Raw genomic sequence first — 25,647 nt, 5'->3', positions numbered from 1 at the left:
CGCCCCTTTTCAGACTATTCTCTCGACGACCTTGAGAACCAGCTACTCGCTCAGCGCCCGCCGAATGGCTTCTTCCACCGGTGAATAGTGCCCCTCCGATCCCTCAATGGCGGTTTCGCCCTTAAACAGCAAGGGTGGCTGGGCTAAAAACCGGGGCTCCGTCCCGCGGTGTGGCTGGGCCGCGTGCACCAGAAATGGATGGCACAGATAAACCGTACCCGCAGCCCCGGTCGCCAGCTGTTCGGGTCGGTCGGGCAGCTCCGCCAATTGTTGGGCCAATTCCAGGAACGACAATCCGGTTTCGCCGGCCGGTTTCAGCAACCGGGCCACATCCCGGTGCGACCCGGCGCGAATCCGGGTCGGCGCGTCGTGTTCGCTCACGTCCGAAAACAGAAACAGCATGAGCAACGCCCGCCCCCGGGAGCGTACGTTGACCCGCCAGGCAAAGTAGTCGGCCGGATCATCGCCCGGAAAGCTGGCATCAACGTGCCAGCCCGCATCACCGGGATCGACGGCGGACGGAAAGCGCACCGGAAACGTGCCCATACTTCGGCACGGAAGCCAGCGCCCCGGCCCGGCCAACTGGTCAAAAGCCCGGTGCAACACGGCGGTATTGGCCGCCCGCACAAACGGTTCCTGCGAATACATCCCCAGCCGGACGACCGGTTGGGTCCAGGTGGCCGGGTTGTCGGGATCGGCGTCCATGTCGCGCCAGAGAATGGTTCGAGCTTCGAGGGCGGTTTCGGCAGGAAAAGCATGGTCGATGCGGACAAATCCATCCCGGATGAATTGACTGATTTGGTCTTTCGTTAAGTCGTGCATGAGTTGGAAGCAATGCGGATGAAACAAGATAATTCCGACAATACGCGACCGTTGGACACAGGGTATCCTCACCGAAGCGGGTACGGTGCGTTGGCTGACGGAAAAGCAATAGGAAATTGGGCCTTCGAAAAGGCCATCTGTCGGGGCGACAGCGGGCGGGATTTTAGAGCATTACGGCCATTCTCATACCGGTAAAGATAAACCAAACCTCCCATGCAAGTCAAGCCCCCGCCCGACTTCGCATCCCGTCCTGCTTCGTCACGGCTTTTTACCCGTATCCTCAGTTTTCGCCGGGTATCCTGAACGGCCGTACAGACCAGCGGTTATGCCTTCAACTACTAGGCTGTTAATGATCAATGTCCATGAGAAATATCCCGCGCATCAGTGCCTGGAGCAGCGCTGTAGGCCTGGCTCGCGAAGGCTTCCCATTCATCTACAACCGCTGTCGGCGTTTTCAGTCCGACATTTTCGAGATCACGGTTCCGTTTATGAAAGTGGTCTGCATGAGCGGCCCCGAAGCCTCCCGGATTTTTTATGATCCCGAACGGTTTGTGCGCCAGGGAGCCATACCCAAACGCATCCAGCGAACGCTGTTCGGCGAACATGGCGTGCAGACCCTGGACGACGCGGCCCACCGGCGCCGGAAAGAATTGTTTATGTCCATCATGACGCCAGAGAACATCCAGCGACTGTCGGCCCTGATGCACGACCATTGGCAGGTGGGCATCCGGAAATGGGCGGCCACAACGGGCCCAATTGTTCTGTTTGACGAAGTAAAGGAATTGTTGTGCCGGGCGGCCTGCGCCTGGGCGGGGGTGCCGCTGAATGAATCAGAAGTCAAACAACGGGCGCAGCAATTCTGGGAACGGGTGGATGCCTTCGGAGCGGTGGGGCTGCGGCATCTTCGGGGCCGGAAAGCCCGCCATCAAACCGAAGACTGGATTCGGAGCCTCATCCTCGGCATTCGGGAAGGCCGGATTACGGTCCCGGAAGGAACGTCGGCCTACGCCATGGCCCTGCACCGCGAGCCGGACGGTAAGCCGCTGGATGCGCAGGTGGCTGCCGTCGAGCTGATCAACACCGTTCGCCCGATTGTGGCCATTGCCAACTACATCGTTTTTGCGGCCCTGGCCCTGCACAAACACCCGGAATGCCGGGAAGTGCTACGCAACGGCAGTGCCGAGGATACCGAGCTTTTTGTGCAGGAAGTCCGCCGGTATTACCCGTTTGCCCCGTTTCTAGGTGCCAAAGTCCGTTCCGCCTTCGACTGGCGAAACATGCACTTTCCGAAAGGAGCGATGGTGTTGCTGGATGTATACGGCACCAACCGCCACCCCGACACCTGGGAGCGACCCCTGGAGTTCTGGCCCAACCGGTTTCGGCAGTGGGATGGCAGCGCTTACAACTTCATTCCGCAGGGCGGAGGAGATCATTACAAAAATCACCGGTGCGCTGGCGAGTGGGTCACCATCGAAGCCCTCAACGTAGCCCTGAACTACCTGACCAGGCACATGGAGTACACCGTGCCGCCCCAGGATTTATCGTTTAAACTGTCCCGTATGCCTACCTACCCCCGAAGTGGATTCATCCTATCCCAGGTCAGGGAAATAAAATAAGCGCATTCTGGTTGCCGGGCAAGGCTGATGGCCTTCACGCAGACCGTTTTCCAGACCTGATTCTTTCTACGAGCTTCCGTGAATCCTCCTGACCGAAACCGGGATGGTTCGCGAAAGCTTGTTTTTCTAAAGCTGTGTCGCCCACCTTCACATGCCCTCCCTTCCGGTTCACCCGGTTCTTCTGCCGCTTCACCTGGTTCCGATTGGTTTCGCACGCTGTAAAGCCCACCTTTGCCCGTCAGCAACCCGACGATGGTTGGCTGGCAAGTATTCACCTGTTCCGCACGTAGACGGCATGAAAACAAACGACCGCCGGCTGGCCGCTTTTTTTGGCGTTCTGACGCTGATTCTGGTCCTGGTTACCCTGACCAACGAAGACTTTCTGCACTGGGTATTCGAACGCCACCAGAACCAACTAAGCTGGTACCTGCGCCCGCTGTTTCTTATTCCGTTCTGTTTTTTTGCCTACCAACGCCGTTGGGCGGGCCTTACCGGAACGGTTTTCATTCTTCTAACCAGCACGTTCTGGTTCCCCAAACCCCGGGTTGTCGATGAATCCGTCCGTCAGTTTCTACAATTTGAGCAGGAATGGCTGCGGGGCCCCTGGGATCTGGGCAAAATTTGCCTGTCGTTGCTGGTGCCGGTATCAATGGCAGCGCTGGGAATGGCCTTCTGGAAAAAGAGCGTGCTCCTGGGGTTGGCCGTTCTTTTCAGTATAGCAGTTGGCAAAATTTGCTGGAGCATTCTGCAAGCCGGGCAGGCCGGAGCAGCCACCGTTGTCCCTGCGTTGCTCGGCCTGCTGATCTGCTGCCTTCTTACGTATTTTGGCGTCAAACACCTGGAACGGCAAACCCGCTAATTACGCAGCAGCCCTTTACGGCTTGCCTGGCTCTAAGTGGGCGGACCGTGGGCCATCAGCCGGTTTACCGAATAATCCGGACCTGCTTCGGACCGCTGACCTCCGTCTGAACTTTCCCGCTGGCGAGTTTGGTGTGCTTCACTTTCACAATACCGTAGGGCGTTGGGAACGTGCCCTCGGCGAAGGTCAGATCTTCCAGATGCGGTTCAATTTTGATGGCTTTGCACCCCGGCTCCACCACCTTGATGCCGAGCACGTGCTCCGTCAGCCAGGGCGTGGGACCGGACGCCCAGCCGTGCGCCAGGCTGTGCCGAAAACCGATGTAGCAGTAGGCCCCGCAATCGCCGTGAATATCTTTTTTACCCTCGGCCACCAGCTCATCAATCCGCCCGGCGTTTTTCACCCAATCCAGATTGAAGTCTTCCCAGAAGGTCGTCGCACCCAGCTCCAACATACCGCCCCAGAACTGGCGGATGTTGGCCAGCGCGCCTTTGTAGTCGCCCGCTTTGGCCTGCGCCTGAAGCATGTAGTAGCCGTAGAAGGTCGAAAAGTTCTGGGCACCGTTGACGGCCAGCACGTCGCGGTTGGCTTTTTCGGGGGGCGTCAGGCCCGAGAGCGCCAGCAGCGCGGCCCCCTGTTTGGACTGGTTCGGGTCGGGAACATACTGCTTCAGCCGGGCCACGGCTTCGTCGCACTTCTTGGCGGTGGTTGGGTCGCTCAGGATGCGGCTGATGTCACCGGCAGCCCCCAGCGACCACACCATCATCGACTGCAACCCCGCGTGAATCCCTTTCGGGTTTTCGCTCGATGGCCAGTCCAGAAACCGGGTTCCGTCCAGCTTCTCGCTGTTTTTATCGTCAATTTTCGCGATCAGCAAATCCACCAGCTTCACTAGATACGGCTGCTGTTCTTTCAGGTACGCCAGATTGCCGTTGTGCAAATACCAGTCTTTGTGAATCAGAATCCACCACATCGAATAGGTACTGATGCCGTTCATCCAGCCGGGCAGGGGCGTAATGTCGCGGGCCAGATCGAGGCTTTTCGGCACCACTTCGTTGGCGCCAAACACGGCATTGATGGTGGACACTTCGGGGTGCATATCGCCCACCCACACCAGCCGGTCGCGCTTGATTCCGTCCCAGAGGTAGTCCTGCATGTTCAGGTGCACGGTGTAGGCCCCGGTGGCCCAGATTTTGTTCAGCGTTTCGTCACTGCTCCGGAACGAACCCAGATACGGGATATCGCGGAACACGAAAATAGCCCGCAACTCCTTCAGCAGCAATTCGGTATTACCGTCCACCAGATCAATCCGGACGAAGCGAAAACCCGTGTTGCCAATTTCGAGTTTGCCCAGCCACGGTACCTGCACGGTCATATCCCGGATGGCGTGGTCGTTGGTCGCGTTCTGCTTCGGTTCAATGTCCGCCATCGCTTCGCTGGCCGACTCTCCGAACCGGATCCGGACGGTGATCGGTTTGCTTTCCCGCCACTGGCCGGTCACGATCTGCAAACCGCCATGCAGTTCCCGCCCGAAATCGAGCAGCAGACTGGGCTTGCCGCTGGCGTCGCTCTTGAGCGAACACATATTTTGTCCCGACAGGTCGGCCTGCCCGTTGCCCACCTTCAACAGCCGCTCAGCGTTCTGAATCGTGCCGGTCTGCCACAGAATCTTGACGGGCGACAAATACCGCCGAACCGTGGCTTCGGTCTGCGCTTCTTTGGCGCGGGATGCTTCAAAAATGGGAGGAAGCTGGGCCTGGGCCATTCCGGCGAAACCGGCGCACAGACCAACAACGAGGAAAACAAACTTCATGGTGAAAAAGGGTTCGGTATAGGATTTTGGTGGTATTATTCACTTTCAGGCGCGGTTGGCGAAACCATCCGCTTTTTATTCGAGCCAGACCTGCTGCGTAAAGGCCCCGTTGACGGCGGCATCCCAAACCTCGACGCGCACCCATTTACGGCCTTTCAGTTGGGTATTAAAGGTAAATTGCTGCTTGCCGAACGGCCGGGTTTTGGTCAGGTCAATGCGCTCGCGGAACACGTTTTTGCCGTCGCCGGAAATGATTTCCGCGAACGTCAGCGGGAAGGTCCAGTTGACGTCCAGCACGATGGTGGTTTTGCCGTCACCCGGCAGCCGGACGGTTTCGCCCGCTCCCTTTCCGTTCACCGAAAACGCCGGAAACAGCACCTCGCCGGTCGAGACAAAGAATTTGCCTTGCTTCATCACGTCCAGCACCGGCTGCCAGCCCTGTTTGAAATCCGGCAGTTTGTCCAGCTGCAGGTAGTTGACGTTCAGGTGGGCGTAGGTTTCGTTTTCCGGTTCCATCGTGAAAATATCGGTTTCCGCGATGACGTGCTTTTTATGCCCCCAGTTGGCCATGTCGTCCATCAAGTCCAGCACCCGGCGACTCAGCCGGGGCTCCGACAGATCAGCGGGGATGTTTTTCCAGGCCGCGCCGAAAAAGTGATCCGACTTGAAAAATTCCTCTTCTTTGTATTTATCCGGGTAGCCAGTTGAGCCTTTGGTGCGGGCGTGGGCCGTCCAGGCCAGGCCATTTTCCTGTTGCAGTAATTTCAGCATGTCGTTCTTGTCGGCAATCCGGTACACCTTTCCGTACTGCGGGTCGTCCGTCACAAACGGCATTTCCGGCTTGCGGGACATAATCCAATAGACCGGTTTGGGGAAGAACTCCAGCCAGTGACCGCCAAAAAAGTTGTTGGGTTCTTCGCCGGGCAGCAGGAGAAAATCCTTCGTCGAAAGCCGCTCGCACTGCTCAAATAAGGCTTTTAGTTCCCGCAGCCGCAAGCTATCCGGCCCTTTCGGGTGGCCGGGGCCGTGGAATTCCGCCAGGTGTACAATGTCCACGCCCGAATTTTTAAACACATCGACAAACGCCGGTTTTTCCGGAATCGGCTTGCCCGCCAGCACCACGCTCATGATAAATTCGTTGTGAAAGTGGCTCGACATCGTCTTGTAGCCCGGCAGAGTCGGGTACTTGTCGTTGTGCGTAAACTTCTTGACTTCCCCCAACGCCTGGGCCGGATCGCCGGGACTCAGCAGGCAAAAGAAATTAAGCCGCTGCTGGGTTTGGGGGGGCGCATTGACCCACGGCACCCAGCGCCGGTCGCCCATCAAATCCTGCCGAATGCCGATGCCGTATTGCGGAACCAGGCTCCGGTAACCGGTACCGTACCACGTAAAATCGAGGTTAAACGCTTCGTCCAGCGGGTAAAAATACTGGTGGGGCGCCGGAAAAACCGCCAGACTGCCCCGCTCTCCCACGCCCATGATGGTGCGGTATTTGACGGCCTGCGCTTTGTTGGGCTCGTCCAGCCGGGCCGGAGTCTGCTGGAGTTTGTCTTCCGTATCCGACCAGGCAATCGTTTTCCAGACGGGTTCGCGGGTCACCATTCCGGCGTCGTACAGAATGGCCGTTGAATCCACGTCGGTTGCCATCACGGCGGCCACGTTGAACAGCGGGCTGCCGTTATACACCGTAATTTCCAGGTCCCCGCGGAACGTGGCAGCTTCTACCTCCGAAATCCGGACGACGGTGCGCGTACCGACCGTCTGGGCGCTGGCCTTCCGTTTGCTGAGCCCCACGGCGTAGGATTTGTGCGGCAGTCGGTTGGTTTTGTCGAAAAAAATGTTCCAGCCGTTCTGGGAAACCAGGTCCCGCTTGCCGACGGTCAGCACAAACGCCGGATCGAGGGCTTTGGCCACTTCCTGAAACTTGCCGCCCTGGGTTACCTGCAGGCTGTTGAAGAGCGGCTTCTGGCCCTCCAGACTCAGCACCAAACGCGCTTGCTCCCGCCCCTGTGTGGGCCAGCTTACGACCAGATTGGTTCCCTGTTGGACAACCGTGGCCCCGTTGTGTTTCTGAATCTTCGACAAATCGGCTCGGATTTGCGCCCGGGCCATCGTACTCAGCAGGATCAGGAGTAGCAGGATGCTTTTATTTATGAACATAGCTTTTAGATGACATCACATCCTGCAAACACGGCATTACCGGTTTTCTACTGAAATTTCGTAGCGAATCAGTTCTTCTTTCAGCTGCTCCGGACTGTGAAAATGAATGCTGTGGATGCCCAGTTGTTGGGCCGCTTTCACGTTTCGGAGGTTATCATCAATAAACAGGGCCTCATCCGCCTTGACGGAATACCGGTTCAGAAGCGTCTGGTAGAAGGACGGAAATGGCTTACGGTCTTTTTCGACCCCGGACATCACAATGCCGTCGAACCAGGTTAGAAACTCAAATCGCTCCTGCGCAATCGGAAACGTTTCGGCCGACCAGTTGGTCAGCGCGTACAGTTTATACCGCCCACTGGCTTTGAGCTGCCGGAAAATTTCCACCGTCCCGGCGATTTCACCGCCCAGCATCTCCGACCAGCGGCCGTAGAAGTGCCGGATGTTTTCTTCGTGTTCCGGATATTGGCCCACGAGCAGTTCCGTGGCTTCGGCCAGTGAGCGTCCGCCGTCCTGTTCTTCGTTCCAGTCGGGTGTGCAGACGGTCGCCAGAAAGTGGCGCATTTCTTCTTCCTGAAAAATCTTTGAGTAGAGATAGTGCGGATTCCAGTCGATTAAAACGGCTCCGAGGTCAAAAACGATGGTATTAATCATGTAATCCAATCAGGTAAAATTTCAATGGTTTTCAATCCGGCCCCAATAACCTAAAAAATATCGAGTTAACCACCCGGCTCTCTCGGGCAAAACAGCTTTGTTCAGCACAGGAAGTAGCGCAAAAAGTTTTTGCAACATAGTTGCATTAAGCATTTTTTTGGTACTTTTGCACTCCATTCGTATTCAACAAAATCTTGCATTCTTATGGCAACTTCTTACAGCAAAGCCGATTATATAGGCATTACCGGTTCCATCCTCTGCATCATCCACTGCCTGATCACCCCTTTTCTGCTGGTATCGTCGACGCTGCTGGCCGACCGGACGCTGCGCATCGGCTTTCTCAGTCTGGATTACGTTTTTATCGTGATCAACGTTATTGCCGTTTATTTTGCAGCCCGCCGGGCCAGCCAGCCGCTCGTCAAAATGGGTCTGTGGAGCTTTCTGGGCCTGTTTGCCGCCGGCCTGTTGCTGGAAGATGTGCACGAAGCATTTGAGTATCTGGCGTATGCGGCCTCGGCGGGTCTGATTGCCATGCACCTTCTCAACCTGCGCACTCACCACCACCATCCGCAACACCCATAGCCTCATCAAGTAAACTTTTCAAAACAACCAACCCATGTTTCGTGTCCTGCTTTTAATCAGTTGTGCCGCAACGGTTTTGACGGCCTGTTCATCCAACGACAAAAAAGATCCGCTGCTGGAAGAAGCCGCCCAATACCATAACGAGGCCACGCAGATTCAGAAAATGGTTGAGCCCCAGATCGAGCAGATTGATTCGCTGAAAACGCGGTTGGCAAACCAGCCGCAACCGGCGGCAAAGGCTACGATAGTCCGCCTAGACAGCCTGAAAAAAGCGTTCGAGGACTGGGAAGCAAACCGGGTCGAAGTGCCAGGGATGCCGCACGAACATCACCACGAACACGGGAAGCACGAGCATCACCACCATACCGACGCGACACTGAAAGACCTGCCCGCCGATCAGATGCGTGACCTGCAACGGGAAGCCCGGGACCAGATTCGCCAGATTCAGCAGCGCACGGAAGCCAGTCTCAAACCGGTGGAATCGCTGGGGCAGTAGTTACACCCTGAATTAAAAAATCTCATGAATTCATCAACACCTTCTTACGACGTGATTATTGTGGGCGGCAGTTACGCCGGACTGAGTGCCGCCTTGGTGCTCGGACGGTCGCTGCGCACGGTGCTGGTGCTGGACAGCGGGCAACCCGCCAACCGCCAGACGCCCCACTCCCACGGCTTTCTGACCCGCGACGGCGAGACGCCCGCCCAGCTGGCCGCCATCGCCCGCCAGCAGGCTTTGGCCTACCCGACGGTCCAGCTTCGGGAAGCAACGGCCACCCGGGCCGAGCGCCGGGCCGACGGCTTTTCGGTGACCGTCGATACCGGTGAAACCGTTACGGCCCGCCGGATTTTGCTGGCCACGGGGTTGAAGGATATCCTGCCCGACCTGCCCGGTTTTGCCGAATGCTGGGGCATCTCGGTTCTGCACTGCCCCTATTGCCACGGATACGAAGTTCGGAATAAAACCGTTGGCATCATGGGCAACGGGCACACGGGTTTCGAAATGGCAAAACGGATTCAGCACTGGAATCCGGGGTTGACCCTGTTTACCAACGGTCCTTCGACGCTCACCGACGAGCAAACCGCTCAACTGACCCAACACGGCATTTCGATTGTTGAGACGCCGATTGTGGCTTTTCAGCACCAGCACGGCCACTTGCAGGCCCTGACGCTGGCCGACGAAACCGCCTTTCCGATCGACGCCCTGTATGCACACCCCACCCTCCTGCAAACGTGCGACCTGGCCGAACAGCTGGGTTGTGAGCTGGACGAAAAAGGGATGGTCGTCGTGGGGGAAGCGGGGAAGACAAGCGTGGCCGGTGTTTTTGCGGCTGGCGATACGCACACCATGATGCGGCAGGTGCTCATCGCGGCTCACAACGGCATGAAAGCGGCCGTCGGCATCAACGTCGAACTGATTGAAGAAGAATTTGAGGCTATATCCATTCCAGCAGCCTAAATAGTTGCGCCCCTTGACGCGGTTTCTGTTGCCATTCTGGAAAAACATCACCGGAATTAAAGCTCGAAACAACCCCTGTTTCCCGCCCGACCCCGATCCTGTTTTACCGGAATGGCAACTTCTTTATCCACCCACGTAACCGTCTCTAATCCAACAGCTTCACCTGTTTTGCTTTAGTTGGCAGCCAGACCTGCATCGGACTTTTGCCCCGGTTGGCCCAGACGTAATACGGAACGGCTGTAACGGTTTTCTTCTCGGTGACCACACTCGTTCCGTCGGCTGAAGGCCCGACAACCGGCAGCTGGGCCTGCACGGCCACCACCGGTTCGGTGAGCACCTGGTACGGCTGCGTCGTAAACGTCGTCTGGTCGGGCACCAGCAGGTTCCAGGCCTGGCCGTCGTTGTCGGCTCCCTCGACGCAGTAAACCAGCGGTCCGCGCTGAATGGCTACCCGGTCGTTGGCGGCTACGAGTTCTTTCCGGGCCACCACGCGCTTCACCTCCATCGGCAAATCCAGTTCAACGACATCGCCCTTCTGCCAGGTTCGATTGATGACGGCATAGCCGTTTTCTTCCCTGTAGTCAACGGGTTTTCCATTTAGTTTAACCGTAACGGCGGCTTTGCCCGCATCCGCAAACCGGTAGAGATCGCCCGGCACCGGCACGTTGCTCACCCAGCCCGGAATCCGCAGGTGGAGCGCATACGGGGTCTTTCTGGCCGGATTGACCGTCAGCCGCACGCGGCCCTCCCACGGATAATTGGTTTCGAGTTGAACGGGCACGTCGGTTTTACCGATTTTCAGGTTTGTATTGCTGCCAATGTAGAGGTTGACCCAGAGGCCCGAATCATTTTTGCCGTAAATGTAGTCGCCCAGCGAAGCCACCAGCCGGGCAATATTTGAGGGGCAACAGGCCGTCCCGAACCACTCACTCCGGGCATTTTTGCCGCTGGATGCCAGCGGGTTGCCGTAGAAAAACCGGTCACCACTCAAACTCAGGCCATCCAGCGCCCCGTTGTACAGGCTCCGTTCCAGTACGTCGATGTACTTGGCTTCGCCCGTGAGCAGGTTCATCCGCTGGTTCCAGAACACCATCCCGACCGACGCGCAGGTTTCGCAGTACGCCGATTCGTTGGGCAGGTCGTAATCCACCGAAAATCCCTCGTTTTGCCCCGACGACCCGATTCCGCCCGTGATGTACATGTTGCGATACACCACATCTTCCCAGACGGTTTTCATGGCGTTCATGTACCCGGCATCCTGGGTGGTCGCGGCCACATCGGCGGCCCCGGTGTAGAGGTACATCGCCCGCACGGCATGGCCGGTAATTTCCTTCTGGGCCTTCACCGGCTGGCCGTCCTGGCAGTAATCCGGATTCTTCCAGTCATCCCAGATTTTGCCTTTGCCAAAACCGCGTCCGCGCTGGTCCAGAAACCAGTCGGCCAGTTTCAGGTAGCGGTCGTTTTTAGTCTGGTGGTAGAGCTTCATCAGGGCCAGTTCGATCTCCTGATGCCCGGTTACCCAGGGGCGGTTGGCCTGCCGGAACGTGGCGTCGATGTGATCGGCAAACCGGATGGCCACGTCCAGCAGTTTGCGCTTGCCGGTGGTGTTGTAGTAGGCCACGGCGGCTTCCATCAGGTGGCCGGCGCAGTAGTCCTCGTGCTTTTCCATGTCGGTCCAGCGCTGGTCCAGCCCGACCAGTGTGTAATATGTATTAAGGTATCCGTCGGGTTGCTGGGCGGCCGCAATCTTGTCGATCCATTCATCGGCTTTCTTTTCCAACTCAGCATCCGGGCGGTTTTTCAACGAATAAGCGATGGCTTCGATGGCTTTGTAAACGTCACTGTCGTCGTAGTAAATGCCCTCGTGTTTTTCGTGTTTTCCCCGCTGCACCTTCTCAAAATTCCGGATGCGCCCCGACTTCTGCTCCGTCTGCACGATGCAGGCCTGTAGGGTGGTTGTGGCTACTTTATCGAGCTTGGGCCGCCAGAAATGGTCGGTGATGGTGACCTGCGAAAAACCGACGGGTTCAAACCGCCGGACGGGAATTTGGGCGTGAACGGTCTGGTTCACTGTACCGGCCAGAAGCGCAGCAAGGAGGGTAACTCGGAGGGTCATGAGGTCTAGGAAACAAATGGTTTGGTCAAAAATAGAGATTGTTACACAGAATTGACCAGGGCGAATCCGGGTTTATCGGCAAATTACCGGTGCCAAAAATGTAACTGCCGTTCCGTAAAAGAATTACAAGTACGACGTTGTTTTGTGCTACCTTCTGCTTCACTTTTCCAATCTCTATTTTCAACCACCATGTTATCCTTCGACCGCAAAAAATTCTTCGAGACTTACCGCAACCGATTCGGTAAGCTGACGCAACCGCTGGTGGACGCCCTCGACTTTCTGATTGATCAGATTGAGCAGGATGAACGCTTCACCCACTCGGAAAAAGACCGTCGGCAACTGGCCTACTGCCTGGCAACCTTCAAGTGGGAAACCGCGCACACGATGGAACCCATCGACGAATTCGGCACCAATGAGCGGTTTAACAAGCTGTACGGTCCGGACACCAAAGTGGGTAAAATACTGGGCAATACGCAGCCCGGCGACGGGGCCCGGTTTAAAGGCCGGGGCTACGTGCAGCTGACCGGCCGGGCCAATTACCGCCGGGCCGGTAATTTTCTGAACACCAATCTGATTGACGAGCCGGATCTGGCAAAAAATCCGCCACTGGCCTACCGGATTGCGGTGCAGGGCATGAAAGAAGGCTGGTTTACCGGCAAACGGCTCGATCAGTTTATCAAAGACAACCAGCCGCCCGAATACGAAAAAGCCCGTTCCATCATCAACGGCACCGACAAAGCCCAGACCATTGCCGACATGGCCCGGCGGTTCGATGAGGTGCTGCTGTCGGCCCTTCCGCTGCCGACGGCCGGGGCGCAAAACCGGGCAGCGGTGCGCGGATTAGAAGCTTTTGGAAAGACGCCGGAAAGAGGACACAACGGCGTCCGTTCCCGAAAAAAACCGCCCGCGCAAAAGATAAATCCGAATCCACGGTCTGATCTTTCTACGGGTCTTGCTAAGTTTGGGGGTTAAAATTTGACCCAAGATGGCCGTTTCCCCCTTACTTTCCCTGCAAAATACCACCGTTCGCCGGCCCACCGGCCTTGTGCTGCAACACCTCAACTGGTCGCTCCGGGCGGGCGAAAACTGGGCCGTTCTGGGTGCAACCGGCGCGGGCAAAAGTTCATTGCTGGATGCGTTGAGCGGGCGGCTGCCGGTGGCGGGTGGTACGTATCTGCATCCGGTTGGGCCGCTGCGTGATACCGTCGAACACGTCGCCAACGATTACCAGTTTGACCGCAAAGTGGCGTCGTCGGCCCAGTTCTACCAGCAGCGGTTTAACGCCGATGCCGCCGAAGAAGCACCGACGGTGTGGGAAGTCTTGCAGCATCAAATTAAGCCCACCGGCACCATTGACGCTCAATCCGTTACCCTGCCGCCCCCGGCTTACCCGGAAGCGTGGCTGGCCGAAGTGGCCGAATGGGTGCACATCACCCACCTGCTGAACCGGCGGCTCACCTCGCTTTCCAACGGCGAAACCCGCCGGACACTGCTGGCGCGTTCGCTGCTGCGACGCCCCAAAATCCTGCTGCTCGACAACTCGTTCGGCGGTCTGGATGTCGCCAGCCGGGAACGGTTACACGGTATTCTGAACCGCATTGCCGCCGAAGGCACTACGCTGGTGCTGGCAACCACACCCCGCGAAATTCCCGACTGCATGACGCACGTTGTGGAACTGGCCGACGGACAGATCAGTTGGCAGGGGCCGAAAGCGGAAATGCCGGCCCTGCCCGAATCTGCGCCCGAAACCCTCACCGATCCGGCCCTGCTCCCCCGCTGGCTGAACACCTCGGCCCTTGCGTTCGAGGACGCCATCCGGATGCGGAATGTAACCGTGAGTTACGGTGAGAAGACGGTGCTGGAGGGCATCAACTGGCAGGTGCGCCGGGGCGAAAAATGGGCGGTGCTAGGGCCGAACGGTTCGGGAAAATCCACCCTCCTGAGTTTAATCACGGCCGACAACCCCCAAAGCTACCGAAACGACTATGCGTTGTTTGACCGCAAGCGCGGCACCGGCGAAAGCATCTGGGACATCAAACGCAACATCGGTTTTGTGTCGCCCGAGCTTCACCTCTACTTTCCCCGTGAGCAGTCGGTCTGGAAAGTGGTGGCGTCGGGCCTGTTTGATACGGCGGGGCTGTTTCGCAAAACGACGCCGGAGCAGACCGAGCGGGTGGAGTTTATGCTGGACCTGTTGCGCGTTCAGCACCTGCGCGACAAACGGCTTTCGCAACTTTCCACGGGCGAACAGCGCTGGATTCTGCTGGCGCGGGCGCTGGTGAAAAATCCGCCCCTGCTGGTGCTGGACGAACCCTGCCAGAACCTCGATCCGGCCCACATCGCCCGCTTCCGGGACCTGGTCGATGAACTGTGCCAGTCGCCCGACCGAACGCTGCTGTACGTTTCGCATTACGCCGAGGAAATTCCGCGGTGCGTTTCGCAGGTGTTGCGGCTGGATGCGGGACGGGGTACGGTTGAGCCGTTTTGATTGGACGGTATTTAACAATACATAAAATTGGGGGTTCCGCAGAAATGGCCCGGGTTGCAAGCCCTCCCTGCGGAACCCCCGATTTCGAACGGATTTACGCTCCGGCGCGTTGCCGGGTCAGTGTCGAACAGATTTGCGTGAGTGCGTTATCCGCAAAATCATTCAGACAAACCAGCAGCTGCTGGTTTGAAAACCGGCCCGGCACGTTGTTCATCAACCACGAGTAGGTCGCATTATCAAATTTGGCTTTCGTTGACATCAGGGGTGACGACGCATCGTTCAGCGTGGCAACTGAACCAAAAATGCCGCCCCCCGCCCCGGAAGCCGTCCCTTGTAGCTGCAGAACCGTATAGTCATTTCCGTTCTGACCACCCGCGTTCATGTTGTTTAAAGCGCTCAAAATCACGTTAATATCCGTGGTCTGGTAGCCGTCGTTGTACGAATCGTATTTGGCCGCGTCGTTGGGAAAGCCGTACTGGTTCAGGAAGATGAGCCGTTTTCTGGCAGCAATCAGGTTGTTGTACGAGCTGGACAAATCGCTTTTGTCACCCACTACGATGGCGGGCATCTCTCCGGCTTCGCCCGCCGTGTGGGTAGCCTGCATGGCACCATCGAGGTAGGCCGACAGCGTATCGGTTGAAGCCCGCATGAAATCTTTGTTGAACCCCGAATGGCCCAGCGCAACAACGACAATTTCGGTGGGGTGACTCATCAGCCACGACAGGCAGTTCTGAAGAAACTGTTCGTAGGAGTAACCCGGAATAAAGTTATGCTGGTGATAAAGTCCGCCCGCGGCCGTCGGGTCGGTTATGCAGTACCCCGGTCGGAAGTCAAAATACCGGATGCCCAGATCCAGCATGGTATTGACGGTATCTTTCTGGGTAAAAGCCAGGTTGATAATGATGCGGTTGACAACGCTGGTGGGCAACGTAGCAATACCGACCCCGACGGCGGCTCCCAGATTACTCCGAAACGTGTCGTTATTCAACAGCGTCTGACAGCAATTCAGGTCAAACATACCGGCATCGTGGGCGCCGGGCAGCACAAAGCAGTTGAAGGGCGCACTCCCAACCGCCGGACTCGCGTTGACCAAATCACGCATCCAGTTTGACAGATTGGCGGTGGCGTAAACATACGATTGATCCTGGTTGGTCAGGGTACCGATTTTGCCCGAGCCGGAATCGTAAAACCCGTAGGAAACCGCGTAACCTGGCGAAACGAGCGAAGGCGTCTGCATCATATTTGCCATGTTGCAGTCGCCCAGGCTTCCGTCGGAAGGGGCAATTTCGGCGTACCGGGAAGCGATCTCATTGCCGTTTTGCTTCAGGTGCCACTGGAATCGGCCGGTGTGTTCCAGCATTCCAATATCTGATTCCGAAATCTGGAAATTATTCGCCAACATCTGACCAGGCGTTCCCCAGGGGGTTGTAGACGATGGCTTTTGAAACTGAATTGAAAATTGTGAATCTCCCAAGTAGGCGTAATAATCAATTCCTTTGCTGGGATTGAAAAAGCCGCCCACGCTTTGCACGGTTTGTTCGGTTTGCATCGTGTTAAGTTGAATAATAACGGTTAAAAAAGAGACAATTAAAACTAAAGGATGACGGCTTCTCGGCTTACCCTACTTCAGATTCTATACCGATCAAGCAATACGAATCCTTGGCAGATCGACCCACTACCGACTGACTATAAGAACAATAGACTCATCACCCCGCTATACCGGCGGGCCTTAGCCGTGAAGCAACAAAGAAGTAAACTGGTAGATAGCGCTAACTAACCTTCTGGTTGACAACGCAAAATTATAGTGCATAAAAAAGGTGAACAATAGCTAATATAAGCTATTTATTCACCTCCATTTCAAGCGAATTTTTTCTATTTTACCGATGCCCTAAGTAAGGCAATACGGCTTTTTAAAAGAATGAAACCTGGTGTTTCGCTTCTATTTTAACGGAGCCGTCGTTACGGCAATTTTGGAATCCGCCGTTCCGTAATACAGAAACCACTGGCCTTTGTAGGGCACGAGTCCTTCGATAAAACAGACGTTGTTCACCTGTCCGACGATCTCGTAGGGCTGATCGGGCTTCATAAAATAAGTCTCCGAGCGGTCGAGCAGTTTGGTGGGATCGCTGGCATCGAACAGCAACTGCCCGGCGGCATACGTTCCTTCGGGCAGATCGCGGTCGCCGTCTTTGGGCAGGTTCATGCCGTTGTAAAGCAGCACAATGCCGTTGGCCGTCAGCAGCGCGGGCGGACCGGGTTCCAGCAGCCGAGAATCGTACTTTTCCTTGCGCCGTTCGGCCACCGCGTAAAGTTTGCCGTCCGTCGTTTCCACCGGCGTCCAGTGAATCAGGTCCGGCGACGACGCGCAGTAAAGCTGCGGCTGATCGCCCCAGTACATCCAGTATTTACCGTTAATTTTCTGGGCCACGATCCGGCTCCCGATCCGTTTGCACACAATCGAACCCGACTTCGACCATCCGTTGCGGTATTTCAGGTCGTCAAACGCCAGCCCCTGTTTTTTCCACGTCACCAGGTTGCGGGAAGTAGCCACGCAAAGCCGGGCTTTGTCGCCGTCGTAGGCCGTGTAGGTCATCACGTACACCCGCCCCGGACTTTCCACAATCCGCGGATCTTCGCAGCCGCCCTCCCATTCGTAGACGTTCATGGCGTCGTTGTCGGGGTAAAAAACCGGCTCCGGACGTCGTTTGAAGTGCAGGCCGTCCGTGCTCGTTGCCAGTCCCAGCCGCGAGGTTCCGGCGTGCTTCCCGACGGTATCTTCGGCCCGATAAATCAGGTGAATCTTGCCTTTACGCACCACAACGGCCGGATTGAACACATCTTTTTCCTCCCAGCGCACGGTTTCTTTCCGCACCGGGCAGGCAAACGTGGTGGTAGCGCGGGCATCCAGAACCGGGTTGGCCGCGTGCTGTTTGGTAAATTCACCAATCATCCACGGCTTATAGGGCGACTGGGCCGGGGCCGAAAACCAGAAAAATAAGGCAAAAAAGGGAAAAAAGAGTCGATTTGTCATGAACAGACGGGTGATTAAACGGTATGGTTTGGAACTGCTATTATACGTTTCAGGGCCGGAAATCGCCAATTGAGTCAGTAAAAACTTGGGCAACACCGATAGCACGGCCAACTTTGCGGCATACAAACAACAACTACTATGAAACGAATCCTGTTTTTATTCGCCAGCCTGACGGTTTCTGCCGCTTTGTTAACCAGTTGCAACCGGGAAGATGTTGGTCCGTTGCAGGATGGGCAACAAACCTTCGCCCTGACGGGTTTCGACCGGCTCGAAATGGGCAGCGGTTTTGACGTCAACGTGCAGCCCGGCGCGTCTTTCAGCGTCGTTGCCAAAGGCGATCAGCGCAACCTGGACGATCTGGAGGTGGTGGTTCGCAACGGCACGCTTTCGGCCGAATACCGCACGCATCGCAACCGTAAATTTTCGACCACATTCACCATCACAATGCCGGCGCTGCGCGGGGCCAAATTTTCGGGGGGTGTTCATTCCACGATCAAGGGGTTTGCCAACGCAGCCAGCCTGGATATCGACCTTTCCGGCGGTACCCACGGCTCCTTCGAGGTGCTCGCATCCCGGACCAACGTTACGGTGTCGGGCGGTTCAAAACTGGACCTGAAGACCCCGCAAGTGACCACCAATGATGATACGGTAGCGGGTCGAATCGACCAGTTGGTCATTGATGCCTCGGGCGCATCGAACGTGCAGGCGTTCAATTACGCAGCATACGAGGTGAATGTGAAAGCATCCGGAACCAGCCATGCCGAAATTACGGCCAACCAGTCGCTGGTTGCCGATGCCAGTGGCGCCAGCAAAATCCGCTACCGCGGCAATCCGGCCAAGGTCAACCAGAATGCCAGTGGCGCCAGCAAAATTGAGCGCGACTAATTTCCGGCAACCGCTTTCCCGGCCTCGCCCGATTGGATCGATTTTCTGCCAGAATATTCCGCAACCCCGGCTGAGTGACCGCTCGTGCCGGGGTTTTTGTTATTCCTTTGTTTTTAAATGGCAAAAACGGCCAGCTTTCCGTACCTTTGCAGCTTCATTTCTATAAGGAGAACCATCGAATGATTTCAGTACAAAACGTCTCGCTCCGCTACGGCAAGCGGGTTTTGTTTGACGACGTCAATATAAAATTCACCCCCGGCAACTGTTACGGTGTTATCGGAGCCAACGGAGCCGGTAAATCTACTTTCCTGAAAATTCTGTCGGGCGATATCGAACCGCAGACGGGCGCGATTACCATCACACCGGGCGAACGGCTTTCTGTGCTGAATCAGAACCAGTTTGCCTACGACGAATTTCCGGTGTTGCAGACCGTCATCATGGGCAACAAGCGCCTGTATGACATCATGCAGGAAAAAGACGAGCTCTACGCCAAATCCGACTTCACGGATGCCGACGGCGAACGGGCGGCCAACCTCGAAGCTGAGTTTGCCGAGATGAACGGCTGGGATGCCGAATCGGATGCCGCTACGCTGCTGAGCGGTCTGGGCATCAAGGAAGACCTGCACTACACCCAGATGGCCGACCTGAACGGGTCGGAAAAGGTGCGGGTGCTGCTGGCGCAGGCGCTGTTCGGAAACCCCGACATCCTGCTGCTGGACGAACCGACCAACAACCTTGATGTTGAATCAAGCATCTGGCTGGAAAACTTCCTGGCAAACTTCCAGAACACCGTTATCGTGGTTTCCCACGACCGGCACTTCCTGGATCAGGTCTGCACGAACATTGTCGATATCGATTTTTCGAAAGTTAAACTGTACACGGGTAACTATACGTTCTGGTACGAATCGAGCCAACTCGCCCTGAAACAACGGCAGGACCAGAACAAACGGACGGAAGACAAGCGGAAAGAACTCGAAGAATTCATCCGTCGCTTCTCGGCCAACGCGTCCAAGTCCAAGCAGGCCACCAGCCGCGCCAAGCTGCTGGAGAAACTGACCATCGACGACATCGCGCCTTCGTCCCGGAAATACCCCTATATCAACTTCAAACCGGAGCGCGAACCGGGCGACCAGATCCTGAGCGTCGAAGGGCTCAGCTACACGAGCGACGAGGGCGTCACGCTGTTCAACAACCTGTCGTTTTCGATGCGGAAAGGCGACAAGATTTTCCTTTTCAGCCGCGACGGTCTGGCCGTAACGGCCCTGTTCGACATTCTGGCGGGCGAACGCAAAGCCGACAAAGGGGAATTCAAGTGGGGCGTGACCATTACGCCGTCCTATTTCCCGAACGATACGGGCCGCGACAAATTTTTCCAGACTGACCTGAACCTGGTTGACTGGCTGCGGCAGTTTTCCGCCGAGAAAGACGAAAGCTTTATTCGGGGCTTCCTGGGCCGGATGCTGTTCTCGGGTGAAGAGTCGCTGAAGAAAGCGACGGTATTGTCCGGGGGTGAGAAAGTGCGGTGTATGCTCTCGAAAGTGATGCTTTCGGGCTCCAACCTGCTGGTGCTGGACGAACCGACCAACCACCTCGACCTGGAATCCATCACGGCCCTCAACAACGGTCTGATCGACTTCAAAGGCCCGGTGTTGTTCACCTCACACGACCACCAGTTTGCGCAGACGATTGCCAACCGTATCATTGAAATCGCGCCCAACGGTCACCTCGACAAACTGATGACCTACGACGAGTACCTGGAGGATGAAAATGTGAAAGCCCAACGGGAAGCGTTGTATAAATACAAATAAATTAGAGGAATTTAAGCTATCAGCGGCTTTGCGGATGTAGTTCCGCAAAGCCGCTTTTTTATATCCCGGCCGTCGGGCTACCGCTCAGTCGACGCGCCCCTTCTCCGCGTCGGCCGCATTGTCGGTATGACGGCGTTTGCGGGCGAATGTTTCCTTCCCAAACCGGTACGTAAACGCCAGCCCAACCCGGCGCGTGTCGCTGATGCCGGTATGATAAGCTACGGCCTGTTTCAGGCTCACGGTGCGGTCATTTTGCCGCCAGGAATGGAAGAGATCGTCCGCCATAAACCGCAGGCTCCCCTTCCCTTTCAGCATCTTTTTCTGCACGGCAAAACTGACGCGGTAGCGGGGTTCGGTAATGGTTTGCCCCGCCAGATCTTTCGTAGCAAAAAAGCCGATTAATTCTCCACTCCATCCTTTCTTCAACTGGAACTGATTCACGGCATTGAGTCGGGCATGGAAGATCCCGGGTGTTAATTTCTCGGTATACGCCGTTCCCTGAAGAGCCATTCGGGCACCCATCAAATTGGCATTCAGCCGCCACCACTTGGTGGGTTCGAGTGACAGATTGGTCGCCAGCGAGAGAATATAACCTTTGGCTACGTTGCGGGGACTGGTAATGAATAAATCGCCGACGGTTTCCGTCAGTTGAAAAATTACATCGGTAAAGCGGTTGTATTGCAGCGCAATGCCGAGATGCGTTTTATGCTGGTATTTAAGTTCGTATTGGTAATGATACTGCGGATTTAAAAATGGATTCCCGGCCGTATACGAGTACGTATCGCGTAAGAATACAAACGGATTTAGCAATTGATAATTGGCCCGGTTAATTCGGCGGGCCAGGCTTAAAGACACTGTATTTTTTCCGACCGTATCCAGTTTATAGCGTACAAAAACCGTTGGAAAGAAGCGCGTGTAATTCTTATCAAATGAGCTGGCTTGTACTTCCGCGTTGCCCAACTGCCGCCCGTTCGCCAGCGTATTTTCGACCCGCAAACCGGCCTGAATACCCAGCAGTTTCCACTCCTTGCGCGTATTCACGTAAGCCGCGTTGATGTTTTCCCGGTAGATAAAATGGTTCGACTTGCCGTAATCGGGTACCTTGTTGTGATCAATTACGGTATAGTACTTTGAATCGTTATCGGTATTAACCAGACTCGATTTAATGCCGGCTTCCAGCAAAAACTTGTTTTTTAATGGATGAACGTAATCCGCTTTTGCCGTATAAATCTGGATATCTGAAGGCAGGTTAAATAGAAATTCGCTATGGTTGAGCGGAGTTCCGTCCGGCAAAACCATAACGTTGGTTAGCCGTTGTACCCCGTCCGACTCGTATTGAGCATAACTTAAATCGGCCGTTATTTCGCGCCCTGCCTGATCAAACCGATGGTTGTAATTTACGTTGGCGCTCTTATTTTTCCAGGAAAAATTACCGTTGGTTCCGCCCACTCCCACTGAGTCGATTAGCGAACTGGCGTTAAAATTCTGGCTTGTAATATCCCGCCATTCCCGACGGGGACGGCTCTGCATACTGACCACAAATCCATAAGTTGTTTTCGGTGAAACGGCGTAATCCATTCCCAGTCTTCCCGTCAACCCCTGACTACTGGTTCGGAAATTATTCTGTAAACGCAGCGATGAAATAAGGGCTCCATTCTCACCATAAAAGGTCCGGTTATAGAAATTATCCGCGTAATCACCGTCCTTGTTATAACTCAATCCACCGAATACATTCAGCTTTTTGCGGTTAAAATTCAGGTTGATGACCTCGTTGCTCCGGACCGTTCGGCCCTGGCTGTAACTGGCACTTACGTCGCCGGTAAAGCCCTGCACCCGGTTGCGTTTCAGGCGGATGTTGATGATGGCGGTTCCGGCCGCGTCGTATTTGGCGGGTGGGTTGGTCATCAGCTCCAGTTTGTCGAGCGAACCGCCCGGCAGCGAGCGCAGGTAAGCCGCCAGGTCCGGACCGGAGAGGTAGGTCTGCCGGCCGTCGATCAGCACCAGCACCCCGTTTTTGCCATTCAGGCTGATTTCTCCGTCCGTACCCACCGTAACACCGGGCGTTTTTTCCAGCACCTCCAGCGTATTGTTTCCCGCGCTGCCAATTAAGGCATCCACGTTAACCACCGTCTTGTCAATTTCCTGCTCCACCAACGGCCGTTTGGCCACCACCTTCACTTCCTGCAACGTTGTTCGGGAAGGACTCAGCAGGATGGCGGGCAGCGCAAGAACCGGGTGCGCTTCATCAATTGTCAGGGAGCCGCTGCGGTATTCTTTCATGCCAACGCTCGTCACCCGCAGATAATAGACGTTGCTGGTCAGGCCGGTAAACGCAAATTTTCCGTTACTTTGGGTTGTTTCACCCCGCACCAACGTCGAATCGGCGGCCCGGTAGAGGATAACCGTCGCGCCCGGCAGCGGTTCGTTCAGTTCGTCTTTCACCAGACCACGAATGGTTGTATCGATTGATTGCGCCCGGGTTACCAAACTGACCAGGAGCGGAAAAAATAAGAGAATGAGTTTCATGGCGTTGCGGTTGCAAGAGTCCATTAAATTGTGTTGGGCAAATCTGGATAAAACCGCAAACGCAGCCAATTTATCAGGACAGACCGGGCGGAAGAGCTGATGAAAAGCGGCTGAAGCCGGTTCAACTCATTCGTACCGGTTCCCGGGCTTTCTGTCCGGCATTTTTGGGAGTTTAACCGGTTGATGCCGTCCGTTCCGTCCATTTTCCCAGCTTTGTACGCTGAATCAAGGTGCAGCAGTAAATGCCTATGAAAAACCCGCAGAACCCGGCAACGGCAGACTCTTTCGATTTCAAACGATCCCTTCGTTTGACGCTCCTGATTGCCATTCCGGTTTATTTTATTTCTGTTTTTTATACGGGAACCGTTGTTCCGAAAGACGAAGAACAAGCAGCTTTAGCGGCCACCCTATTTGTGTTGATCGGCTTGTATATGGGGCGGTATATATCCCAGATCTGGACGGCAAAACCCGTTCCGAGTGGACTGCTCGTGATCCTCTCGGTAATCAGTATGGCCTGTATTGTCTGGCTTTTTGTTCACGCCGAGTTTCCGCTCAGAGACCGGGCGGCTCTGAACTTACTGCTTTTTTATGTGCCGCTTTTTATCCTGAGTATTGCCGTCGGTATGCTCGTCAAACTAAGCCAGATGACGGTAAATAAGCAGGTGCAGGAAGCCAACGCCCGGGCCGAACAAAGCCAGAGTGAGCTGTATTTATTGCAGTCACAGTTGAGCCCTCATTTCCTGTTTAATACCCTCAATAACCTCTACGGCCTGTCTCTTTCGCAACCCGATAAAATACCCACGTTGCTGCTGAAACTTTCCGACTTATTACGGTATTCGGTTTACGATACGAAAGAATTATTCGTGCCGCTTAGCGAGGAACTAGCCTACATCACCAATTACATTGAGTTTGAAAAAATCCGGATTGGCGAACGGCTTACCTTGACCACGTCCATCGAAAACACCCTGCCTGCCGACCTCCCGATTGCGCCGATGCTGCTGATTGTGTTCGTCGAAAACGCGTTTAAGCATTCCAAAAACACCACGGATCAGAATGTAGTAATTGATATTTCCCTGAAAACGTGGGGACAGTCCGTTCTGTTCTCGGTAAAAAACAACCACACCATTAACGCCGATAACGACACCCAGCCTCTGGAAAAAAACCGGGGGCTGGGATTGGTCAATGTCCGAAAACGGCTGGAATTGTTGTACCCAAATGCGCACGATCTGACCATTCAGAATCAAGACGGTTTTTACCAGGTTATGCTCCAAATCAAAGTAAAATGACCCAGATCAATTGCCTGATTGTGGACGACGAGCCCATTGCCCGGACCATCATCCAAACCTATTGCAGCCATTTTCCGAACCTGACGGTTGTAGCCTCCTGCGGCAATGCCCTGGAAGCCAAAGCCGTTCTGCAGCAGCACTCCATCGACATTCTTTTCCTGGATATAAACATGCCGGTTCTGAGTGGCATTTCGTTTTTAAAAACGCTCCGAAACCAGCCGCAGGTTATCTTTACCACGGCGTATAAAGAATACGCTTTGGATGCGTTCGATTTGGCAGCCGTTGATTATTTACTAAAACCTTTTTCACTCGAGCGGTTTATGGTGGCCGTTGATAAAGCGCTGGAACGGCTGCAAACCTCCCCGGCCATAACCGCCGATAATACCGCAGCCGACAAGGCAGATTACTTGTTTTTAAAAACCGACGGGAAAATTTATAAAATCTTTCACGATGAGTTGCTGTATGCCGAAGCCAACGGCAACTATACAAAAGTGGTCACGACCCAGCATACCCTCCTTCCGGGCATGACGTTTTCCCGCTTTGAAGAACTCCTTCCTTCGGCGTTATTTCTGCGGATCCACCGCTCCTTTCTGGTCAACAAATCCAAAATAACCCACATTGAAGGAAACCGGGTTTTCATCCATAAAACCGAAATACCGATCGGAAGTAATTACCGGGACGGCTTTTTAAAAGCGCTGGGTTTGTAAGCACGTTCTTTCGGCAAGCGGCACGAGAAAGCCTTCGGCTGAACAGATTTTAACGTCCGTTCAACCGAAGGCTTTTTTAAAAAGGAACCGGTTATTACTTGGCTACATCGACAACCAGCGTCGCGCATCGCCAGAAGGCTTTGTAGTCTTTATCGTGGTGCTTTCCTTCTTCTTTCCAGCTCCGGGAGGCTTCGATAAAATACGTTCCCGGCCACAACGGTGTAAAGTCAGCCACGCCGTTTTTGTCGGTGCTGACGGATTTCGACCAACCCGTGGGCGAGGTCACGGTAATTTGCAGTTTCTCAAGCGGTTCGGCTTTGTAGAAGCCCCGTAGGGTCAACGGCTTGCTCACTTTATGGACCGTTCCGGCATCGGTGAAAACGCCCAACTCGTTGCCTGTGGCCGCAGCGCTTTTGGCGGCCCTGCCTTTCCCCACCGTTACCAGCGCAGTGGCGTTGAACTGGTAGACCGTTGCGCCCCCAGGTCTTTCGCGCTGTGGCCCGTCGCCACCGTATAGACACCTTCTTTCTCGGGCGTAAACTCCGCAGTAAAGAAATCGTCTCCGGGCACCGTCGTCAGTTTTGTTTTTTGCTGATCCGGTCCGATCAGCCACAGTTCAAACGCCCGGACATCCGAATACCAGTCAGCAATTTTCTCGGGTTTGTCGCCGGGTTCGGCGTAACTAATCCGAACCGTTTGCTTCTGGCCGACTTTTCCGACCGAAGCCGTCTGAATCCATAAAGCATGGGCCAGAGCATTGCCGACCGAAAGCAGCAGGGCGAGGGCCAGCAGGGTAAGTTTATTTTTCATGGAATTGAATGCGTCTTTGGGAATGGTTTTC

The 25,647-nt window shown here is 55.3% G+C and carries 20 protein-coding genes; 11 read left to right on the top strand and 9 right to left on the bottom strand.

Features of this window, described 5'->3' with window-relative positions; translation table 11 throughout:
* Window positions 1-42: 42 nt before the first annotated feature.
* Window positions 43-822 carry a phytanoyl-CoA dioxygenase family protein gene (locus OQ371_RS19220; protein WP_265989905.1) on the bottom strand — a complete coding sequence of 260 codons (780 nt, stop codon included), beginning with the start codon at window positions 820-822 and terminating at the stop codon, window positions 43-45.
* Window positions 823-1,184: 362 nt separating this feature from the next.
* Here OQ371_RS19220 and cypC point away from each other — a divergent pair, with 362 nt between their 5' ends.
* A complete protein-coding gene (gene cypC / locus OQ371_RS19215; protein WP_265989903.1) occupies window positions 1,185-2,438 on the top strand; it encodes a CYP152 family fatty-acid peroxygenase CypC in 1,254 nt (417 codons plus the stop codon).
* A 295-nt stretch (window positions 2,439-2,733) separates the two neighbouring features.
* The gene (locus OQ371_RS19210) at window positions 2,734-3,297 is read left to right on the top strand and encodes a hypothetical protein (RefSeq protein WP_265989902.1); all 564 of its coding nucleotides are present in this window, start codon (window positions 2,734-2,736) and stop codon (window positions 3,295-3,297) included.
* Window positions 3,298-3,361: 64 nt separating this feature from the next.
* Here the strand turns inward: OQ371_RS19210 and OQ371_RS19205 are convergent, their stop codons facing one another.
* The 3 genes from OQ371_RS19205 to OQ371_RS19195 all read right to left on the bottom strand — a co-directional run bounded on the left by OQ371_RS19205 (window position 3,362) and on the right by OQ371_RS19195 (window position 7,921).
* Window positions 3,362-5,110 (bottom strand): alpha-L-rhamnosidase-related protein, encoded by a 1,749-nt coding sequence (locus OQ371_RS19205; protein WP_265989900.1) that lies wholly within the window; start codon window positions 5,108-5,110, stop codon window positions 3,362-3,364.
* Window positions 5,111-5,185: 75 nt separating this feature from the next.
* Window positions 5,186-7,270, bottom strand: a complete 2,085-nt coding sequence (locus OQ371_RS19200) for a CehA/McbA family metallohydrolase domain-containing protein (protein WP_265989898.1) — start codon at window positions 7,268-7,270, stop codon at window positions 5,186-5,188.
* 36 nt (window positions 7,271-7,306) lie between these two features.
* A complete protein-coding gene (locus tag OQ371_RS19195) occupies window positions 7,307-7,921 on the bottom strand; it encodes an HAD family hydrolase (protein WP_265989897.1) in 615 nt (204 codons plus the stop codon).
* A gap of 204 nt (window positions 7,922-8,125) precedes the next feature.
* Here OQ371_RS19195 and OQ371_RS19190 point away from each other — a divergent pair, with 204 nt between their 5' ends.
* Genes OQ371_RS19190 through OQ371_RS19180 form a run of 3 tightly spaced genes read left to right on the top strand, consistent with a single transcriptional unit; the run spans window position 8,126 to window position 9,959 of the window.
* The gene (locus tag OQ371_RS19190) at window positions 8,126-8,503 is read left to right on the top strand and encodes a MerC domain-containing protein (protein WP_265989896.1); all 378 of its coding nucleotides are present in this window, start codon (window positions 8,126-8,128) and stop codon (window positions 8,501-8,503) included.
* A 34-nt stretch (window positions 8,504-8,537) separates the two neighbouring features.
* Window positions 8,538-8,999 carry a hypothetical protein gene (locus OQ371_RS19185; protein WP_265989894.1) on the top strand — a complete coding sequence of 154 codons (462 nt, stop codon included), beginning with the start codon at window positions 8,538-8,540 and terminating at the stop codon, window positions 8,997-8,999.
* A 24-nt stretch (window positions 9,000-9,023) separates the two neighbouring features.
* Window positions 9,024-9,959, top strand: a complete 936-nt coding sequence (locus tag OQ371_RS19180; RefSeq protein WP_265989893.1) for an NAD(P)/FAD-dependent oxidoreductase — start codon at window positions 9,024-9,026, stop codon at window positions 9,957-9,959.
* Window positions 9,960-10,104: 145 nt separating this feature from the next.
* Here OQ371_RS19180 and OQ371_RS19175 read toward each other — a convergent pair whose 3' ends face one another.
* Window positions 10,105-12,075, bottom strand: coding sequence for a glycoside hydrolase family 127 protein (locus tag OQ371_RS19175; protein WP_265989891.1), 1,971 nt, complete (start codon window positions 12,073-12,075; stop codon window positions 10,105-10,107).
* A 189-nt stretch (window positions 12,076-12,264) separates the two neighbouring features.
* Between OQ371_RS19175 and OQ371_RS19170 the strand changes: the two genes are divergently transcribed.
* Window positions 12,265-13,047, top strand: a complete 783-nt coding sequence (locus tag OQ371_RS19170) for a hypothetical protein (RefSeq protein ID WP_265989890.1) — start codon at window positions 12,265-12,267, stop codon at window positions 13,045-13,047.
* Between the two features lie 13 nt (window positions 13,048-13,060).
* Window positions 13,061-14,563: an ATP-binding cassette domain-containing protein gene (locus tag OQ371_RS19165; protein ID WP_265989889.1), complete on the top strand. Its 1,503-nt coding sequence runs from the start codon at window positions 13,061-13,063 to the stop codon at window positions 14,561-14,563.
* A 94-nt stretch (window positions 14,564-14,657) separates the two neighbouring features.
* On the opposite strand, the gene OQ371_RS19160 is transcribed toward OQ371_RS19165, so the two are convergent.
* Window positions 14,658-16,112 (bottom strand): PI-PLC domain-containing protein, encoded by a 1,455-nt coding sequence (locus OQ371_RS19160; RefSeq protein ID WP_265989887.1) that lies wholly within the window; start codon window positions 16,110-16,112, stop codon window positions 14,658-14,660.
* A gap of 390 nt (window positions 16,113-16,502) precedes the next feature.
* The gene (locus OQ371_RS19155) at window positions 16,503-17,594 is read right to left on the bottom strand and encodes a glycoside hydrolase family 130 protein (protein ID WP_265989886.1); all 1,092 of its coding nucleotides are present in this window, start codon (window positions 17,592-17,594) and stop codon (window positions 16,503-16,505) included.
* Window positions 17,595-17,732: 138 nt separating this feature from the next.
* Here OQ371_RS19155 and OQ371_RS19150 point away from each other — a divergent pair, with 138 nt between their 5' ends.
* Together OQ371_RS19150 and OQ371_RS19145 are read left to right on the top strand one after the other, a co-directional pair.
* The gene (locus tag OQ371_RS19150) at window positions 17,733-18,479 is read left to right on the top strand and encodes a head GIN domain-containing protein (protein ID WP_265989885.1); all 747 of its coding nucleotides are present in this window, start codon (window positions 17,733-17,735) and stop codon (window positions 18,477-18,479) included.
* 179 nt (window positions 18,480-18,658) lie between these two features.
* Window positions 18,659-20,287, top strand: a complete 1,629-nt coding sequence (locus OQ371_RS19145; protein ID WP_265989884.1) for an ABC-F family ATP-binding cassette domain-containing protein — start codon at window positions 18,659-18,661, stop codon at window positions 20,285-20,287.
* Between the two features lie 84 nt (window positions 20,288-20,371).
* On the opposite strand, the gene OQ371_RS19140 is transcribed toward OQ371_RS19145, so the two are convergent.
* Window positions 20,372-22,813: a TonB-dependent receptor gene (locus OQ371_RS19140; RefSeq protein ID WP_265989883.1), complete on the bottom strand. Its 2,442-nt coding sequence runs from the start codon at window positions 22,811-22,813 to the stop codon at window positions 20,372-20,374.
* Window positions 22,814-23,061: 248 nt separating this feature from the next.
* On the opposite strand from OQ371_RS19140, the gene OQ371_RS19135 reads away from it, so the two are divergent.
* Together OQ371_RS19135 and OQ371_RS19130 are read left to right on the top strand one after the other, a co-directional pair.
* The gene (locus OQ371_RS19135) at window positions 23,062-24,099 is read left to right on the top strand and encodes a sensor histidine kinase (protein WP_265989881.1); all 1,038 of its coding nucleotides are present in this window, start codon (window positions 23,062-23,064) and stop codon (window positions 24,097-24,099) included.
* The gene (locus OQ371_RS19130) at window positions 24,096-24,806 is read left to right on the top strand and encodes a LytR/AlgR family response regulator transcription factor (RefSeq protein WP_265989879.1); all 711 of its coding nucleotides are present in this window, start codon (window positions 24,096-24,098) and stop codon (window positions 24,804-24,806) included. The genes OQ371_RS19135 and OQ371_RS19130 overlap by 4 nt, the downstream gene beginning before the upstream one ends.
* Window positions 24,807-24,900: 94 nt before the next feature.
* Here OQ371_RS19130 and OQ371_RS19125 read toward each other — a convergent pair whose 3' ends face one another.
* Window positions 24,901-25,419, bottom strand: a complete 519-nt coding sequence (locus OQ371_RS19125; RefSeq protein ID WP_265989877.1) for a DUF4198 domain-containing protein — start codon at window positions 25,417-25,419, stop codon at window positions 24,901-24,903.
* Between the last annotated feature and the right edge of the window lie 228 nt (window positions 25,420-25,647).

The organism is Larkinella insperata (genome assembly GCF_026248825.1).
In the GTDB taxonomy this organism is placed as follows: Bacteria; Bacteroidota; Bacteroidia; order Cytophagales; family Spirosomataceae; genus Larkinella; species Larkinella insperata.
The sequence above is the reverse complement of the archived record's forward strand: the minus strand, read 5'-3'. Positions and strand labels throughout refer to the sequence as shown.